General features: G+C 41.1%; 9 protein-coding genes and 3 pseudogenes. 9 read left to right on the top strand and 3 right to left on the bottom strand.

Annotated elements, in window-relative coordinates:
- Nucleotides 1–20: 20 nt before the first annotated feature.
- Nucleotides 21–1,294, bottom strand: a pseudogene (locus tag QM959_RS00350) (ISL3 family transposase).
- A 361-nt stretch (nt 1,295–1,655) separates the two neighbouring features.
- Between QM959_RS00350 and QM959_RS00345 the strand changes: the two are divergent.
- Nucleotides 1,656–9,449 (top strand): GEVED domain-containing protein, encoded by a 7,794-nt coding sequence (locus QM959_RS00345; protein WP_414370655.1) that lies wholly within the window; start codon nt 1,656–1,658, stop codon nt 9,447–9,449.
- A gap of 165 nt (nt 9,450–9,614) precedes the next feature.
- Here QM959_RS00345 and QM959_RS00340 read toward each other — a convergent pair.
- Nucleotides 9,615–10,973, bottom strand: a pseudogene (locus QM959_RS00340) (transposase).
- Between the two features lie 149 nt (nt 10,974–11,122).
- Between QM959_RS00340 and pabB the strand changes: the two are divergent.
- The 5 genes and pseudogenes from pabB (at nt 11,123) to QM959_RS00315 (ending at nt 16,364) form a co-directional block, all read left to right on the top strand.
- Nucleotides 11,123–12,856: an aminodeoxychorismate synthase component I gene (pabB, locus tag QM959_RS00335; protein ID WP_414370653.1), complete on the top strand. Its 1,734-nt coding sequence runs from the start codon at nt 11,123–11,125 to the stop codon at nt 12,854–12,856.
- Between the two features lie 139 nt (nt 12,857–12,995).
- Nucleotides 12,996–13,613 (top strand): alpha/beta fold hydrolase, encoded by a 618-nt coding sequence (locus tag QM959_RS00330; RefSeq protein WP_414370651.1) that lies wholly within the window; start codon nt 12,996–12,998, stop codon nt 13,611–13,613.
- A 49-nt stretch (nt 13,614–13,662) separates the two neighbouring features.
- A pseudogene (locus tag QM959_RS00325) lies at nt 13,663–14,349 on the top strand (excalibur calcium-binding domain-containing protein); the annotation flags it as partial.
- A gap of 117 nt (nt 14,350–14,466) precedes the next feature.
- Nucleotides 14,467–15,426: an ROK family glucokinase gene (locus QM959_RS00320; RefSeq protein WP_414370650.1), complete on the top strand. Its 960-nt coding sequence runs from the start codon at nt 14,467–14,469 to the stop codon at nt 15,424–15,426.
- Between the two features lie 98 nt (nt 15,427–15,524).
- Nucleotides 15,525–16,364: a thymidylate synthase gene (locus tag QM959_RS00315; protein WP_414370648.1), complete on the top strand. Its 840-nt coding sequence runs from the start codon at nt 15,525–15,527 to the stop codon at nt 16,362–16,364.
- A 105-nt stretch (nt 16,365–16,469) separates the two neighbouring features.
- Here QM959_RS00315 and QM959_RS00310 read toward each other — a convergent pair whose 3' ends face one another.
- Nucleotides 16,470–16,640, bottom strand: a complete 171-nt coding sequence (locus QM959_RS00310) for a DUF3042 family protein (RefSeq protein WP_060956055.1) — start codon at nt 16,638–16,640, stop codon at nt 16,470–16,472.
- A 120-nt stretch (nt 16,641–16,760) separates the two neighbouring features.
- Between QM959_RS00310 and miaA the strand changes: the two genes are divergently transcribed.
- The 3 genes from miaA to QM959_RS00295 are packed head-to-tail and all read left to right on the top strand — an operon-like array spanning nt 16,761 to nt 19,492.
- Nucleotides 16,761–17,645: a tRNA (adenosine(37)-N6)-dimethylallyltransferase MiaA gene (miaA, locus tag QM959_RS00305; RefSeq protein ID WP_414370646.1), complete on the top strand. Its 885-nt coding sequence runs from the start codon at nt 16,761–16,763 to the stop codon at nt 17,643–17,645.
- Nucleotides 17,638–18,876, top strand: coding sequence for a GTPase HflX (gene hflX / locus QM959_RS00300; RefSeq protein WP_414370644.1), 1,239 nt, complete (start codon nt 17,638–17,640; stop codon nt 18,874–18,876). Before miaA ends, hflX begins: the two co-directional genes overlap by 8 nt.
- Nucleotides 18,869–19,492, top strand: a complete 624-nt coding sequence (locus QM959_RS00295; RefSeq protein WP_414370642.1) for a cystathionine beta-lyase — start codon at nt 18,869–18,871, stop codon at nt 19,490–19,492. Before hflX ends, QM959_RS00295 begins: the two co-directional genes overlap by 8 nt.
- Nucleotides 19,493–19,502 lie beyond the last annotated feature (10 nt).

Genomic DNA, 19,502 nt, shown 5'->3' with positions numbered 1-19,502 from the left:
GCTGATCCGCTTTTTTATTCTCATTGAGTATGTGCTCGAGAAAGGACACATTTCGTGCTTTCTTTTTTTATGTTCAGAGCGATAAAAATCCGTTTTTTGAAGTTTTCAAAGTTCCGAAAACCAAAGGAATTACGTTTGATAAGTTTGATGAGATTATTGGTCGCTTCCAGTTTGGCGTTGGAATAGGGCAATTGAAGGGCGTTGACAATTTTCTCTTTGTCCTTGAGAAATGTCTTAAAGACAGTCTGAAAAAGAGGATGAACCTGTTTAAGATTGTCCTCAATGAGTCCGAAAAATTTGTCTGGCTCCTTGTTCTGAAAGTGAAAAAGCAAGAGCTGATAGAGATTATAGTGGTGTCTCAAGTCTTCTGAATAGCTCAAAAGCTTGTCAAGAATCTCCTTATTTGTTAAGTGCATGCGAAAAGTAGGGCGATAAAAACGTTTATCACTTAGTTTACGACTATCCTGTTGAATGAGCTTCCAGTAGCGCTTGATAGCTTTGTATTCATGGGATTTTCTATCAAATTGATTCATGATTTGAACACGGACACGACTCATAGCACGGCTAAGATGTTGCACAATGTGAAAACGATCTAGAACGATTTTAGCATAAGGAAAAAGCTGTTTAGCCAAGTTATAGTAAGGACTAAACATATCCATAGTAATGATTTTCACCTGACAGCGAACTGCTCTATCGTAGCGCAGAAAGTGATTTCGGATGATAGTCTGGGTTCTACCTTCAAGCACGGTGATAATGTTGAGATTGTCAAAATCTTGTGCAATGAAACTCATCTACATCTCCCGATTGAAACAGTCACTCCCCTGACTGTTTCAACGTCCCAAGACATAATCTCACGAAGACGAGAAAAATCATGTTTAAAGTGAAAGTCATTGAGCTTTCGAATGACAGTTGAAGTTGAGATGGAAAGTTGATGGGCAATGTCGGTCATAGAAGTCTTTTCAATCAACTTTTGAGCAATCTTTTGATTGATGATACGAGGGATTTGGTGATTTTTCTTGACGAGGGAAGTCTCAGCGACAGCCATTTTTGAGCACTGATAGCACTTAAAACGACGCTTTTTCAGAAGAATTCTAGTAGGCATACCTGTTGTTTCAAGGTAAGAAATTTTCGACGTTTACTTCTTCATTAAATTTCCACAAACAGGACAAGATGGGGCCTCGTAATCCAGTTTAGCGATGATTTCCTTGAGGGTATCCCTATTTATGATATCTAGAATCTGGATATTAGAGTCTTTAATAGCGAGTAGTTTTGTGATAAAATGTAATTGTTCCATATGATTCTTTCTAATGATGGTTTCGTCGCTTTTCATTATAGATCTTATGGGACTTTTTTCTACACAAAATAGGCTCCATCATATCCATAGGGGATTTACCCACTACAAATATTATAGAGCCCAAAAAGAGGGGAATTCCCTCTTTTTTGTATGTTAAAAATATCTTGAGCATATGTTAATTTTTTTAAGATACCTCAAATAAGTTGAACTATAAAAAAAGCAAAATTTTAAAAAAATTGAGCAAAATACTTGGTATTCAAGAGCTAGAATGGTAGAATATAACAGCGATTAGTTTGCGAAATATTAAATACATATTTATTCTAAACTAAGCTAAATTTTATGCAATTTGGAGGTAATATTAGTGAAAAATGATCTCTTTAATGATCGTATTAGTCGATTTTCAATTCGTAAGTTAAATGTAGGGGTTTGCTCGGTCTTACTCGGAACGTTAGTAATGCTCGGAACTGCTACAGGTGTCGGAGCTGATGAAGTAACTGAAGAAAAACAAGCTGATGGAGTTGCAGCTAAAACAGAAGTTGACAAGGCAGAAACTCCTGCTACAACAGAAGCAGCACCTGCTAAAGAAGTAACTTACCAAGCAGAAGCAGCACTTGCAGTTTCTACTGAAGTGAAACCTGAGCTAAATAGCGAAAAATTAGCAGCTTATGTTGCTGAAATTGAAGCAAACTTAGCAAATGGTAAATACAGCAACAAGACAGACGAGAGTGTTGAAATTCTTAAAGTAGTTCTTGCTAATGCTAAAAATGCACTTACTTCTGCTACAAGTCAATCTGAGTTGGATGCAGCTTATCAATCACTTGTAACAACTGTCAATGCTAAACTTAAAAATAAAGAAAAAGTTGTAGCTGAAGAAAAAGTAGCAACTGCTGATAAGACAGAAGCAACAACTGGAAAACTTGCAGAAAACACAAAACCAGCTGAAGGTACAAACTCAATTGCGAATACAGGTAAAAATGACCCTCGTAATGGTAAAGAGATTGATAAGAATACTGCCTTCCGTGCAGATACTGCAACAGCTACTGGAATTGGTGCAGACGTTGTAGATGCAACTTCAACTCCAAAAGTTGAAAAACCTGGTTTTACAACAGATCTTGATGCCAAATCTTTGACTAGCCAAATTTCTTGGTTGGACTTTGGAGATGTAGCCAACTGGACAGGAGCAAAAATAATCCAGGTCGCAAAAAATGAAACTAAACCAAATGAGCTAACAGAGAGCTTGGCTCTTCAAGTTGGGGCTACCTATACCAAGGAAATCATGCCTGGCTATGTAGTTACTGTAAGAGTCAAATCTTTGAAACCATTCCAAGCGACTGAAATCTATAAAAAACGGATGGAAGATCAAGGGGCTACAGAAGCCGAAAAAGCGACCTATGATCCAAATGCAAAAAATGGCTATGTAAATGGTGTTACTTCACCAATTGCTAGGAAAAATTTTAATGATGGCAAAGAAGCCGACGTTATCGCTGATGCTCAAAACCGTTGGACTGAAATTAAATTTGAAAACATTGATACGAAAGCCAAGAAGACTACCATGGGTTCTGCATATAATGGTGGGAATATTGGAGTTCAGTTTGAAATCTCTGCAACCTTCCGTGGAAAGAAAGTTAAGCCAGCTATTGTTATGGCTGATGGGGAGTCTGCTATGCCTGGTGAATTTGTTATGTTCACTACCAACGGAGAAGGTTGGAAGCATATTGGAGAATGGAAAAAGTTTACCAGACCATCCACCTCTGTAACTTATGAACCACAAGATGCTGAGAATCTTTTGGGACCTACACCTAAACATAATTATGGTCAAAACCTTGGTCAAATTCGTAGATCTACTGAAGTTGGGCCAGAAAAGAAACCAGTAGCCTGGAAATATTTCGGAAATCCTGACAAAGTTACGGGTGGTCTAGGAACCGGTATCTTTGGACCAAACTTTTCTTCAGGTAATTATACTGTTCCAATTGTGATGACACGTGGTGCCTCTGAAGTGGGACTTTACATCGCTTCAGGTGGTAAACAGTCTGCTATGCTAGGATTCTTCCCAATTGATGAAGGGGACGCTCCTGAGTCATATGGTAAGGCTATGCATACCATTGCAACTGTAGACGGTGTCACTGGAGCTAAAGTAAATCAACCGTATATTGGTAATGTGAGCCCAGATATGGATGAAAACACTACTCAAGACTGGTTCGGTGATGATAACTCAACTACGGCCGATGAAGGAATTAACCAATTGCTTCCAGAGGAACTCAAAGGGACAACCAATGAGATGATCCAAATGGACCGTACCAAACCAGGCAACTACAAGATGTCAGTTCAAGCTCATACGGATGGAGCTTCAGAAGCACATATCTATGGTTGGGTAGACTTTAACCAAAATGGTAAATTCGATGAAGATGAACGCTCAAATCTCGCTACAATCACACAAGATGGGACTGTTGAGTTGACCTTTGCAAACAGCAAGACTTACGTCGATCCAAGCGTTAAAGAGTTAGGTGCTCGTGTTCGTATCGCTAAGAAAGCGAACGAGATCGAAAGCCCAACTGGCATGGCCTTCTCAGGTGAAGTAGAAGACTTCAAGACTCAAATCACCCACCCACCAAAAGGAGAATTTAAGGAAACAAGTGGCCCTCAAGGTACGAAACAATCAGCAACTGTTGCCTTTACAGCACGTGGAGAACACAAGTTTGAACGTGATTCTAATGCTGTGATTGATGAAACTGTAGAACCATACATCGTTGACAAAGATGGCAACCGCGCAACCCTTGACGCAGACGGTTACTACGTCGTTCAAGGACAAGGTAAATACAAGATTACTGCTAAGGGTAAAGATGTAGATGTTGAGTTTATTCCTGAGGATAACTTCCTAGGAACTGCTGATGGTATCTCTATCCGTCGTTCAGATAATAATGGCTATGATACTGGTTGGTCAACAAAATTCCCAGACAGCGAACCTAATGTGAATGGCCAATTAAATACTATGGATGGTCAATATGTTCCTACTGTAACACCGATTGACATTGAAGGGGTTGACAAGACTTCTAAAGATATTCAAGGTGCAACTCAAAAAGAAACACCTACCTTTAATACAACAGCTTCTAACTCAGCTGGTGATAAGATTGCTATTGCTCCAAGCGCGGACTATCCTGCTAAGTTGGTAGACCCAGCAACAGGTCGTACTACTGATGAGAAATCTGTAACCGTAGCTGGAGAAGGGACTTACACCATCAATCCTACAACTGGTGAAGTAACCTTCACTCCAGAACCAAGCTTTACTGGTACAGCCAAAGGTGTGGAAGTTACATTGTCAGCGCCAGTTGGTCGAAATAAAGACGGTAAGATTCAAGAAGAGTACGTTAAGACTGCTACAGCTAAGTACACACCAACTGTAGTAGGAGTAACCCCAACTGCAACCCCAGCAGAAACAAAAGACATCCAAGGTGCCACACAAACAGGCAAACCTGAATTCAAGGGTGGTACAGTTGAAGTTAACGGTGTTGAAAAGACTGTTGAAATCAACGAAGATGTTCCTGCAACATTTGAAGATGGATCTACAACTAAGACTGTTGAAGGTGTTGGTACTTACACAGTAGCGGCAGACGGAACAGTAACCTTCGTTCCAGAAAAATCATTCGTTGGAACTGCACCAGCTGTGACAGTTGTTCGTGAAGATAAGAATGGAATAAAAGCTTCTGCGACATACACACCAACAGTTGTAGGAGTAACCCCAACAGCAACCCCAGCAGAAACAAAAGACATCCAAGGTGCCACACAAACAGGTAAACCTGAATTCAAGGGTGGTACAGTTGAAGTTAACGGCGTTGAGAAAACTGTACCAATCAACGAAGATGTTCCAGCAACATTCGACGATGGTTCAACAACTAAAACAGTAGAAGGTGTTGGTAAATTTACGGTTGCAGCAGATGGTACAGTAACATTCGTTCCAGAACCAAACTTTGTAGGAACTGCACCAGCAGTAACAGTTGTCCGCGAAGATGTGAATGGAAACAAAGCTTCTGCTACATATACCCCAACAGTAACTCCGGTTTCTATCACTCCAACAAATAAAGTTTCTGGAGATATTCAAAATGTCCCACAAACTCAAACTCCAACATTTGATTTGAGTAATGATAAGACAGCTAAAATCACAAGTAAGAAGTTAGTGGATCCTGCAACTGGTAAACCTACGGATGAAACTACTGTGACAGTAGAAGGTGAGGGATCTTATACAATTGATCCTACAACAGGTGCTGTAACATTTACACCTGAAGAAGACTTTGTTGGTACTGCTAATGGAGTAACTGTACAAGCTACTGCTCTCATTACAAATGAAGACGGAAAAACATCTACTATCACAGCGGATGCGACTTATACTCCAACTGTAGTAGCTGCAGAGCCAACTGCGAATCCGGCAACATCAATTGATGTACAAGGTGCGATTCAAACAGGAACACCAACATTCGCAGGTACAACTGTACAAGTTAATGGTGAAGATAAAGAAATTACTATTAAAGATAATAGCTATATACTCTTAGATGCTGATGGTTATCAGGTTACTACTACCCCAGCTTATGCAGAGGATGGAGTAACACCAATTGGTACCTTCTCAATTGATACAGCAACAGGTACTGTAACCTTCACGCCAACAGATAAATCTTACACTGGTAAAGTAACTCCAGTTACAGTTGTGGCTGAAAGTTCAAACGGTATCGTTGTAGGTACAACCTACACTCCAGAGATTGTTCCTGTTAAACCAACTGCAACTCCAGCAGAAACAAAAGATATTCAAGGTGCTACACAAACAGGTAAACCTGAATTCAAGGGCGGTACAGTTGAAGTTAACGGCGTTGAAAAGACTGTTCCAATCAACGAAGATGTACCAGCAACATTTGACGACGGTTCAACAACTAAGACTGTTGAAGGCGTTGGTACATTTACGGTTGCAGCAGATGGTACAGTAACATTTGTTCCAGAACCAACCTTTGTAGGAACTGCACCAGCAGTGACAGTTGTCCGTGAAGATAAGAACGGAACAAAAGCTTCTGCGACATACACACCAACTGTAGTAGGAGTAACCCCAACAGCAACCCCAGCAGAAACAAAAGACATCCAAGGTGCCACTCAAACAGGCAAACCTGAATTCAAGGGTGGTACAGTTGAAGTTAACGGCGTTGAAAAGACTGTTGAAATCAACGAAGATGTACCAGCAACATTTGACGACGGTTCAACAACTAAGACAGTTGAGGGAGTTGGTACATTTACGGTTGCAGCAGATGGTACAGTAACATTCGTTCCAGAAAAATCATTCGTCGGAACTGCACCAGCAGTGACAGTTGTCCGTGAAGATAAGAACGGAACAAAAGCTTCTGCGACATACACACCAACTGTAGTAGGAGTAACCCCAACAGCAACCCCAGCAGAAACAAAAGACATCCAAGGTGCCACTCAAACAGGCAAACCTGAATTCAAGGGTGGTACAGTTGAAGTTAACGGCGTTGAAAAGACTGTTGAAATCAACGAAGATGTACCAGCAACATTTGACGACGGTTCAACAACTAAGACAGTTGAGGGAGTTGGTACATTTACGGTTGCAGCAGATGGTACAGTAACATTCGTTCCAGAAAAATCATTCGTCGGAACTGCACCAGCAGTGACAGTTGTCCGTGAAGATAAGAACGGAACAAAAGCTTCTGCGACATACACACCAACAGTGACACCAGTAACTCCAACTGCTGAACCTGCAACTTCAACGGACAAACAAGGCCAAACCCAAACAGGTAAACCTGAATTTACTGAAGGTAATAGCCGTGTGCCAATGGATGATGATACGCCTGCAACCTTCGAAGATGGTTCAACAACTAAGGTAATTCCAGGAGAAGGAACATATACAGTAGCACCAGACGGAACTGTAACATTCGTACCAGAAAAATCATTCACAGGAACCGGAACAGGCGTAACTGTTAAACGTGTAGATAAGAATGGTACACCAGCAACGGCTAAGTACACACCGACTGTAAACCCTGTGACTCCAAGTGCAACTCCAGCTTCATCAGAAGCACCTCAAGGCTTGGTTCAAACTGGAACAGTGACCTTCACAGAAGGAGATCCAGTTGCACCAATCGACAAGGATACCATTACTCTTCTTGACGAAAATGGTCAACCAGCTACTTCAGTAGATGCTAAATCACCAGAAGGCAAGGTTATCGGTAGCTTCACAGTTGATAAAGAAACAGGTGTTGTAACCTTCACACCAACTGATAAATCATATTCAGGTGATGTCGTTTCAGTTAAGGTTCAAGCGAAAGATGCTAACGGTACTACAGTAGAAACAACTTACACACCTAAGATTACTCCAGTAAAACCAACAGGTGAAGATGTTACTTCAACTGACAAACAAGGTCAAACACAAACAGGTAAACCTAAGTTTACAGAAGGTAACCCAAGTGTACCAATGGATGATGATGTTCCTGCAACATTTGAAGATGGTTCAACAACTAAGGTAATCCCAGGTGAAGGAACATACACAGTAGCACCAGACGGAACTGTAACATTCGTACCAGAAAAATCATTCACAGGAACAGGAACAGGCGTGACTGTCAAACGTGTAGATAAGAACGGTACACCAGTTACAGCTAAGTACACACCAACAGTAACACCAGTAACACCAACAGGTGAACCAGCTACAACTATTGGTCCTAAAGGTCAAGAACAGTCTGGTAAACCAACATTCAAGGAAGGCGATAGCCGTGTTCCAATGAATGATGCTGTTCCAGCTACATTTGACGATGGTTCAACAACTAAGACTATTCCAGGTGTTGGTACATACACAGTAGCACCAGACGGAACAGTTACCTTCAAACCAGAACCTGAATTTACAGGAACAGCTCCATCAGTTACAGTTGTTCGTGAAGATATGAACGGAACAAAAGCTTCTGCAACATACACACCAACAGTAACACCGGTTACTACATTTGTAGATAAAGAAGGTAAAGCAATTCCAGGTTATCCAACAGAAGATGGTGAACAACCTAAGAAAGACATTCCAGGATACCGCTTCGTTGAAACTAAGAAACTTCCAAATGGAGATACAGAGCATGTCTACGAAAAAATTAAGACATTCTTCAAGGATAAAGAAGGAAACGAGATTCCAGGAAATCCAAGTCAAGATGGCGAACAACCTAAGAATGACATTCCAGGATACCGCTTCGTAGAGACTAAGAAACTTCCAAACGGCGATGTAGAACACGTTTATGAGAAAGTTAAGACATCATTCAAGGATAAAGAAGGAAACGAGATTTCAGGAAATCCAAGTGAAGACGGTGAACAACCTAAGAAAGATATTCCAGGCTACCGCTTCGTAGATACCAAGAAACTTCCAAACGGCGACACAGAACATGTCTACGAAAAAGTTAAGACATTCTTCAAGGATAAAGAAGGAAACGAGATTCCAGGAAATCCAACAGAAGATGGTGAACAACCTAAGAAAGACATCCCAGGTTACCGCTTCGTAGAGACTAAGAAACTTCCAAATGGAGATACAGAGCACGTCTACGAAAAAGTTAAGACATCATTTAAGGATAAAGAAGGAAACGAGATTCCAGGAAATCCAAGTGAAGATGGTGAACAACCTAAGAAAGACATTCCAGGTTACCGCTTCGTAGAGACTAAGAAACTTCCAAATGGAGATACAGAGCACGTCTACGAAAAAGTTAAGACATCATTCAAGGATAAAGAAGGAAACGAAATTCCAGGAAATCCAAGTGAAGATGGCGAACAACCTAAGAAAGACATTCCAGGTTACCGCTTCGTAGAGACTAAGAAACTTCCAAATGGCGACACAGAACATGTCTACGAAAAAGTTAAGACCCCAGATCCAGAGCCAACTCCAGATCCAGAGCCAACTCCGGATCCAGAACCAACTCCAGATCCAGAACCAACCCCAGATCCAAAGCCAACTCCAGAACCAGAGAAACCAGAAGTTCCAGAAACTCCTGTTAAACCAGCTCCTGTAGTCGAAGAAACAGTTAAGACGGCTCCTCAATTGCCAAACACTGGTACTGAGGACAATGCAAGCCTTGCTGCTCTAGGCTTGCTAGGTGTCTTGAGTGGATTCGGGCTTGTGGCTCGCAAAAAGAAAGAAGATTAATCAGCTCTGTAAAGTAGTAAGGAAATCAACTTTCTAATCAAAAACTAGTGCATTTAATGATGTACTAGTTTTTTGATGCTTGTCTTAAGGATAGAACTATGCTACAATCATCTAAAACAAGCAAGAAAGAGAGGTTCTTTGTCAACGGTAGTGGGTTAAAAAAAGCTAATCTCGAGAAAGGACAAATTTCGTCCTTTCTTTTTTGATGTTCAGAGCGATAAAAATCCGTTTTTTGAAGTTTTCAAAGTTCCGAAAACCAAAGGCATTGCGTTTGATGAGTTTGATGAGATTATTAGTCGCTTCTAATTTTGCGTTGGAATAGGGTAACTGAAGGGCATTGACGATTTTTTCTTTGTCTTTGAGAAATGTCTTAAAGACAGTCTGAAAAAGAGGATGACCCTGCTTTAGATTGTCCTCAATGAGTCCGAAAAATTTGTCAGGCTCTTTATTCTGAAAGTGAAAAAGCAGGAGCTGATAGTGGTCTTTCAAGTCTTCTGAATAGCTCAAAAGCTTGTCTAGAATCTCTTTATTGGTCAAGTGCATACGAAAAGTAGGGCGATAAAAACGCTTATCACTGAGTTTACGACTATCCTGTTGAATGAGCTTCCAGTAGCGCTTGATAGCCTTGTATTCATGAGATTTTCGATGAAACTAATTCATGATTTGGACACGCACACGACTCATGGCACGGCTTAAGTGTTGGAGTAAAACAGTCCAGTGGACTGTTTTAGCCTGAGTTTAGAAATATAATAAGGAAGGGTGAAAGCGATCCAGAACGATTTTTGCATTCGGGAGTGAAATAGTCTGCGAGACTGTTTCAGCCTGAGCCTAGAAATTCGAAAGCGAAGCTGTTTAGCCAAGGCATAGTAAGGACTAAACATATCCATAGTAATGATTTTGACGCGACATCGGACGGCTCTATCATATTTAAGAAAGTGATTTCGGATAACAGTTTGTGGTCTACCTTCAAGAACAGTGATGATATTGAGATTATCAAAATCTTGCGCAATGAAACTCATCTTCATTTCCCGATTGAAACAGTCACTCCCCTGACTATTTCAACGTCCTAGGACATAATCTTTGGTAGACGAGAAAAATCATGCTTAAAGTGAAAGTCATTAAGCTTGCGAATAACAGTTGAGGTTGAGATGGAAAGCTGATGAGCAATATCGGTCATAGAAGTCTTTTCAATCAGCTTCTGAGCAATCTTTTGGTTGATGATACGAAGTATTTGGTGATTCTTCTTGATGAGAGGACGCCATTTTCGAGCAATGATAGCACTTGAATCGACGCTTTTTCAGTAGAATTCTAGTAGGCATGCCAGTCGTTTCAAGGTAAGGAATCTCAGACGTTTTTTGAAAGTCATATTTCTTCATTTGACTTCCGCAATCAGGACAAGATGAGGCCTCATAATCCAGTTTAGCTATGATTTCCTTGTGTGTATCCCTTATTAACAATATCCATAATTTGGATGTTAGGATCTTTGATATCAAGTAGTTTTGTTCTAAAATGTAATTGTTCTATATGATTCTTTCTAATGAGTTGTTTTGTCGCTTTTCATTATAGATTTTATGGGACTTTTTTTCTACAACAAAATAGGCTCCATAATATTCATAGGAGATTTACCCACTACAAATGTTATATAGCCTCTTATTTTGTGCTATACTTAAGATATGCATAGAAAAACAGTGATTGATTTTAGGGCTTTGGGGGAGAGATACACCTTTACCCGGCCGATTAAAGAGTTAAAAACGAGAGATTTAGCAGAAGTGGCAGATTTGCTGGCACAAGTGGAAAGCTATCAAGAGCAAGGCTACTATGTGGTGGGCTATGTCAGCTATGAGGCTGCACCTGCTTTTGAGGAGAAATTAGCAGTTCATAAAGCTCCTTTACTGGCAGAGTACCTGCTCTACTTTACGGTTCATGATAGTGTAGAAGCATCCCCTATTCCTCTGATTTATGATGAAATTGATTTGCCTTCAAATTGGCAGGAAGTAACGTCTGCAGAGGACTATGAAAAGGCTATTGCACAGGTACATCATCATTTGCGGCAGGGAGACACCTATCAGGTCAACTACACCGTCCAACTCAAGCAAGACTTAAGTGCTAATCCTTTTGCCATCTACAATCGTATGGTGGTAGAGCAGGAGGCAGGCTACAATGCCTATGTGGAACATGATGAGATGGCAGTGATTTCCATGAGCCCAGAGCTCTTTTTTGAGCAAAATGACCGCGAGTTGACAACGCGACCAATGAAGGGAACGACTCAGCGTGGGGTAACTGACCAAGAAGATTTAGGGCAGGCTAGTTGGTTGGAACAAGACCCTAAAAATCGCTCTGAAAATATGATGATTGTGGACCTCTTGCGCAATGACATGAACCGTATTTCTGAAGTTGGAAGTGAGCACGTAGAGCGCCTTTGTCAAGTGGAGCAGTATTCGACTGTTTGGCAGATGACTTCGACTATCAAGAGTCAGTTACGACCAGATGTTGACCTTGTTGAAATCTTTCGCTCTCTCTTTCCATGTGGATCCATCACAGGAGCTCCGAAAATTGCGACTATGGAAATCATCAAGGACTTGGAGCTACAACCGCGTGGGGTCTACTGCGGAACGATTGGTCTCTTGCTTCCAAATGGACAACGGATTTTTAATGTTGCTATTCGGACTATTCAACTGTATCAAGGGAAAGCCATCTATGGAGTTGGCGGAGGCATTACATGGGATAGCACTTGGGAATCTGAATACCGCGAGGTTCATCAAAAGGCAGCAGTTCTCTATCGTAAACAAGCTCGTTTCCAACTGATTACTACAGGTAAAATCAGCCAGAAGAATTTGCTGTTTGAAGAACAACATCTGGAAAGATTAAGAAAAGCTAATCGTTATTTTGCTTATCCTTTTGACCCAGAAGAACTGAGACAAGAGATAGAGAAGAAGTGTCAGTCTTGTGACATTAATCAAGATTACCGCTTACGAATCAGCCTTAGCAAGTCTGGAGAGATAAAACTCAGTCGTCAAGTACTAACACCTCTCAGTACAAGCTTTTGTCAAGCACAACTCTGCCTTCAGGAAGTTAATTTGCAACAAGCATTTACCTACTTTAAAACAACTCATAGACCGCATTTGAGCCTAGGGGAACAAGAGAAGATTTATCATAATGCAAGAGGAGAATTGCTTGAAACCTCTATTGGAAATTTGGTTCTGAAAATCGCTAGAAAACTCTACACACCGCCTATCCGACTGGGAATCTTGCCAGGAATTTACCGTCAGCATTTGCTGGAAACAGGACAGGTAGAAGAGAAAGTCTTGACCTTGGCAGATTTAGCACAAGCTGAAGCTATTTACGGCTGTAATGCAGTGAGAGGCTTGTATGAACTAATACTCAATGAAAATCAAAGAGCAAACTAGGAAGCTAGCCGTAGGCTGCTCAAAACACTGTTTTGAGGTTGTGGATAGAACTGACGAAGTCAGTAACATATATACGGCAAGGCTAAGCTGACACGGTTTGAAGAGATTTTCGAAGAGTATAAGCTTTGAGGAGAACTAAATGAAACTAATATTTTTACACGGGTTAGGGCAGTCAGCAGAGAGTTGGAAAGAAGTTCAGGATTTTCTTGCATATTATCCCTCTGAAGCCCTTGAGTTATTTCCTTCCGGAATTACTAGCTATCAGGAAGCCAAGGAACTCATTTATCAGCACCTATCAAAGGAGACAGAACCTTTTGTCCTAGTCGGTTTGTCCTTAGGGGCTGCCCTGGCACTAGAACTATCTAGTTACGATTTACCAAATCTTCGAGCTTTGGTTCTGTCAGGATGCCCGCTAAAATTAGCAGGGAATATCCTATTTTATATTCAATTGCTGATATTTAAATTACTTCCCAAAAGAGTATTTGAAAAACAGGGAGCAGACAAAGCTCTTATGGTTGGAGTTTCTGAGGAACTGAAGACACTTGATTTAACTGCTATAGCAGAGACTTGCCCTTATCCAACCTTACTAATTTGTGGTAGCAAAGATAAACCAAATCTCAGTTCTATGAAAGCTCTCCATAGATTGTTAACAAATTCGCAGTTTCAAATCATCCCTGATGCTCCTCATGTCTTGAATGAGGCAAAGCCAAAGGAGTTTGTAGAAAAGATCAGAAGTTTCCTTGAATTGCTGAAATAAGTTTGATAAAATAATATTGAAAACGATATCATAATTACGGGAGAAAGAAATGAACAAACGTCTATTTTTAAAAATGAGTCTAGCTACCTTGCCAGTTTTAGCCTTGTTTTCACAACCTGTGTTAGCAGAAGAAAACATTCATTTTTCTAGCTGTAAAGAAGCTTGGGCGAATGGATATTCGGATATTCACGAGGGAGAACCTGGTTATTCTGCCAAGTTAGACCGCGATCATGATGGAGTGGCTTGCGAATTGAAGAATGCTCCTAAGGGTGCTTTCAAAGCAAAACAAGCGCCTACAACTCAAACTGATACAACTTCATCCACAACAAGTGGTTGGGTTAAGCAGGATGGAGCTTGGTATTACTTTGATGGAAATGGAAATCCAGTGAAAAATGCTTGGCAGGGAAGCTATTACCTGAAAGAAGACGGAAAAATGGCCCAGAGCGAATGGATTTATGATTCTTCCTATCAAGCTTGGTATTATTTGAAATCAGATGGTTCTTATGCAAAGAATGCATGGCAAGGAGCTTACTACCTTAAACCAAACGGTAAAATGGCACAAGGTGAGTGGGTTTATGACTCTTCTTACCAAGCCTGGTATTACTTGAAATCAGATGGTTCATACGCTCGCAATGCATGGCAAGGAAATTACTATTTGAAATCAGATGGCAAAATGGCTAAAAACGAGCTAGTTGATGGAGGTCGCTACTACGTAGATGCTTCAGGCCTCTGGAAACCATAAGTCAGGATAAAATACATAAAATCAATGCAAACCTTTGCATAAACGATTAGATTTTGTTATACTAGTACTGTAAGCATTTTCAATTACTACATAATGAAAAAGGAGAATATGATGAGTCAAAAGATTATTGGGATTGACCTTGGTGGAACTTCTATCAAATTTGCAATCTTGACAACAGCAGGAGAGATCCAAGAAAAATGGTCTATCAAGACCAACATTTTGGATGAGGGAAGTCATATCGTAGATGATATGATTGAGTCTATTCAGCATCGTTTGGATTTGCTTGGATTGTCTGCGGCGGATTTCCAAGGGATTGGCATGGGTTCACCTGGTGTGGTTGACCGTGAAAACGGAACTGTTATCGGTGCCTACAACCTCAACTGGAAAACTCTTCAACCAATCAAAGAAAAAATGGAAAAAGCCTTGGGTATTCCATTCTTTATCGATAATGATGCCAACGTAGCTGCTCTTGGTGAGCGTTGGATGGGTGCTGGTGAAAACCAACCAGACGTTGTCTTTATGACACTTGGTACAGGTGTTGGTGGCGGTATCGTGGCAGAAGGTAAATTGCTTCACGGTGTTGCAGGTGCTGCAGGTGAGCTTGGTCACATCACTGTTGACTTTGACCAACCAATCGCATGTACCTGTGGTAAGAAAGGTTGCCTTGAGACAGTAGCTTCTGCAACAGGGATTGTCAACTTGACTCGTCGCTATGCCGATGAATACGAAGGCGATGCAGCCTTGAAACGCTTGATCGATAACGGAGAAGAAGTAACTGCTAAGACTGTCTTTGACCTTGCAAAAGAAGGAGACGACCTTGCTTTGATTGTTTACCGTAACTTCTCACGTTACTTGGGAATCGCTTGTGCTAACATCGGTTCAATCCTAAACCCATCAACAATCGTCATCGGTGGTGGTGTATCAGCTGCGGGAGAATTCCTTCTACAAGGTGTTCAAAAAGTCTACGATGAAAATACCTTCCCACAAGTACGCACAACTACTAAACTAGCTCTTGCAACTCTAGGAAATGACGCTGGAGTTATTGGAGCAGCATCACTTGTTTTACAGTAAGATAAAAAAGGAGAAAATTGCTTTCCATAAGCGAGTGATTTTCCTCCTTTCTTTTTTTATGCTATACTAGTTAAGAATAAACGTTGAGGAGAGAGTAAATGACAAAAGCAGATAAGATTTTTAAAGAAAATATTGAGCGAATTCTCAATGAAGGTGTCTTTTCAGAACAGGCTCGTCCCAAGTATAAGGATGGAACAGTGGCTAACTCCAAGTACATCACAGGTGCTTTTGCGGAGTATGATTTGTCTAAGGGCGAATTTCCAATCACGACCTTGCGTCCAATTGCAATCAAATCAGCTATCAAGGAAGTACTCTGGATCTACCAAGATCAGTCTAATAGTCTGGAAGTTCTCAATGACAAGTACAATGTTCACTACTGGAATGACTGGGAAGTGGGAGACACAGGTACTATTGGGGAGCGTTATGGGGCTGTGGTTAAGAAGCACGACATCATCAATAAAATCCTCAAACAGCTGGAAGCCAATCCTTGGAATCGTCGCAATATCATCTCACTTTGGGATTATCAAGCTTTTGAGGAAACAGACGGCCTTCTTCCTTGTGCTTTTCAAACCATGTTTGATGTCCGTCGTGTAGATGGGGAAATCTATTTGGATGCAACCTTGACTCAGCGCTCTAACGATATGCTTGTAGCTCATCACATCAATGCTATGCAGTATGTGGCTCTTCAAATGATGATTGCTAAACACTTTGGTTGGAAGGTTGGGAAATTCTTCTACTTTATCAACAACCTTCACATCTACGACAATCAATTTGAACAAGCGGAGGAATTGCTTCGTCGTGAACCTTCAAACTGCCAACCACGTTTGGTCTTGAATGTACTAGACAAGACCAACTTCTTTGATATTAAAGCAGAGGATTTTGAGCTGGTTGATTATGATCCAGTCAAGCCACAGTTGAAGTTTGACTTGGCTATTTAATACTCTCTTCAAATCGGGCTAGATTCCTAGTTTCCTATTGGGTTGTTATTGAGTATAAATATAGAAAAAAAGAAGTTGAGAAAAAATCTCAACTTCTTTTGTTGCTTAACGTGATACGCGACGGCGAGCTGCCTTCTTACGATTTTCTTCGATGAAAGCTGCTTTTTGTTCTTCTGGTTCAATCACTTTCTTTTTAACTGCGTATACTGCACCTGCAACTGCAGCAACAGTTCCTGCGACACCTGTTACAAGACCTTTAGCGAATCCTTTAGCCATGAGTATTCCTCCTTTAACTTATAAATCAGCCAGCTACCTCAAGAGGTCGCATTTTTCTGACTGACCTTTTTGTGATATAATAATAGTAACGAAAAAATGGGAATTTTTCAAGGAAAAAAGATGAAAACAAAAATAATTGTGATTATTGGACCCACTGCAGTTGGAAAGACAGCTCTAGCCATTGAAGTTGCTAAGCATTTTAATGGTGAAGTAGTTAGTGGAGATAGCCAACAAGTCTATCTAGGACTAGATATTGGGACAGCCAAGGCTAGTCCAGAGGAGCAGGCAAGTGTTCCTCATCACTTGATTGATGTGAGAGAGGTAACCGAGTCTTACTCGGCTTTTGATTTTGTTTCAGAAGCGAAAGCAGCTATTGAGGATATTCAAAGTCGAGGTAAGCTTGCCATTATTGCTGGTGGAACTGGACTTTATATCCAGAGCTTGCTAGAAGGTTACCACCTGGGTGGGGAAACACCTCATGAAGATATTCTAGCCTATCGCGCTAGTTTAGAGCCTTTTTCAGATGAGGACTTAGCTCATCTGGTGGAGCAAGCAGGTCTTGAAATTCCCCAGTTTAATCGTCGTCGTGCTATGCGTGCCTTGGAAATTTCCCATTTTGGTCAAGACTTGGAAAATCAAGAAAGTTTATATGAACCACTGATTATTTGCTTGGATGATGAACGTAGTCAACTTTATGAACGTATCAATCAGCGAGTGGACCTGATGTTTGAAGCTGGACTTCTAAACGAAGCCAAGTGGTTGTTTGACCATTATCCAAATGTGCAGGCTGCTAAAGGGATTGGTTACAAGGAACTCTTTCCTTATTTTCGTGGAGAGCAGTCCTTGGAAGAAACTCGTGATAGCCTAAAACAGGCGACTCGCCGATTTGCCAAGCGTCAGTTGACCTGGTTCCGTAACCGCATGCAGGTGACCTTTTATCAGATAGGAGAATCTGGTGTAAAAGACCGTATTTTAAACCAGATTGAGGAGTTTTTAAATGATTGAAACGGAGAAAAAAGAGGAACGAGTCCTGCTTATTGGAGTTGAACTCCAAGGCATGGATAATTTTGATCTCTCAATGGAAGAGCTGGCTAGTTTAGCCAAGACAGCTGGGGCAGTTGTAGTCGATAGCTACAGACAAAAACGAGACAAATACGATTCCAAGACCTTTGTCGGTTCTGGAAAGTTGGAAGAAATAGCTAAAATGGTGGACGCTGAAGAAATCACGACTGTCATCGTCAACAACCGTCTGACATCTCGACAAAATGTCAATTTAGAGGAAGTCTTAGGTGTCAAGGTCATTGACCGTATGCAGTTGATTTTGGATATCTTTGCCATGAGAGCTCGAAGCCATGAAGGCAAGCTCCAAGTTCATCTTGCGCAACTCAAGTATCTCTTGCCTCGTTTGGTTGGTCAGGGGATTATGCTCAGTCGTCAGGCAGGGGGAATTGGTTCCAGAGGTCCAGGTGAAAGCCAACTAGAGCTTAACCGTCGTAGTGTTCGCAACCAGATTACAGATATCGAACGTCAACTCAAGGTGGTTGAGAAAAATCGGGCGACAGTTCGAGAAAAACGTTTGGAGTCAAGCACCTTTAAGATTGGCTTGATCGGTTACACCAATGCTGGGAAATCGACCATTATGAATACATTGACCAGCAAGACCCAGTACGAAGCTGATGAGCTTTTTGCAACTCTGGATGCGACAACTAAAAGCATCCATCTGGGGGGCAATCTACAGGTGACCTTGACAGATACAGTTGGATTTATCCAAGACCTACCGACAGAGTTGGTGTCGAGTTTCAAGTCAACCCTAGAAGAAAGCAAGCATGTAGATCTCCTGGTTCATGTCATCGATGCCAGCAATCCTTACCATGAGGAACATGAAAAAACGGTTCTCTCCATCATGAAAGACTTGGACATGGAGGATATTCCTCGCTTGACCCTTTATAATAAAGCAGATTTGGTGGAGGACTTTATGCCTACTCAAACGCCATATGTGCTGATTTCGGCAAAGTCTAAAGATAGTAGAGAACAGTTGCAAGTTATACTGCTAGATAAGATCAAGGAAATTTTTGAAGCCTTTACCCTACGCGTGCCTTTTTCTAAATCATACAAGATTCATGACTTAGAAAGTGTTGCGATTCTTGAAGAACGGGACTACCAAGATGATGGCGAAGTGATTACAGGCTATATTTCTGAGAAAAACAAATGGAGGTTAGAAGAATTTTATGACTGATATCAAAAATTTGGCTCTAAAATATGGGGGCTATACAAGTCTGGATAAGGTCTATCTGGATCAACTTCTAGCTGGTAAAACAGAGCAGGAGCAGTTGGCTCTTATCACACCTCCGCCAAGTGTAGTTAATGCTTACTTTGCAGAACTCTACCAGAAAAAGAGTCCTGAGGCTGCGACGGATTATTTTGCGGAACTCAGTCAGGAACTGAATCTTTACAATACTGAGCCAAGTTTCACTCTCGAAAACAAGCCTTTTATTCGTCTTAATCTATCTGGTAAATCCTTTGGTTTTTGCTATGAGAGTGAGGGCATGGCTCGAATTTTCTCTGAAAATGAAGAGGTTCTTTCAGAAGACTTGCTCTTTGAGATTGCGCAAATTTTCCCCCATCAGCTAGTCTTTGAGGAGTCTGGCAAGATTTACATGAAGGCTGTAGGGGACGAGGAAGTTATTAGCGTGGAGAGTCTTACAGCTTTGACTGATTTGGAAAACTTGGCTGATGGTCGTAAACGTCTCAAAGGCTACAGCCAAGAGGATTTACTGCAAGAAGCTGCTGCTTTTTCTGGCAAGCGCTATTTCCGATCGGAAAATCGCACGGCCATGTTATATATTGATTAATTAGAAAGTA

Source organism: Streptococcus mitis (genome assembly GCF_047459985.1).
In the GTDB taxonomy this organism is placed as follows: Bacteria; Bacillota; Bacilli; order Lactobacillales; family Streptococcaceae; genus Streptococcus; species Streptococcus mitis_DZ.
Note: the sequence above shows the minus strand (reverse complement) of the source record. Positions and strands in the feature narration are given on the sequence as shown.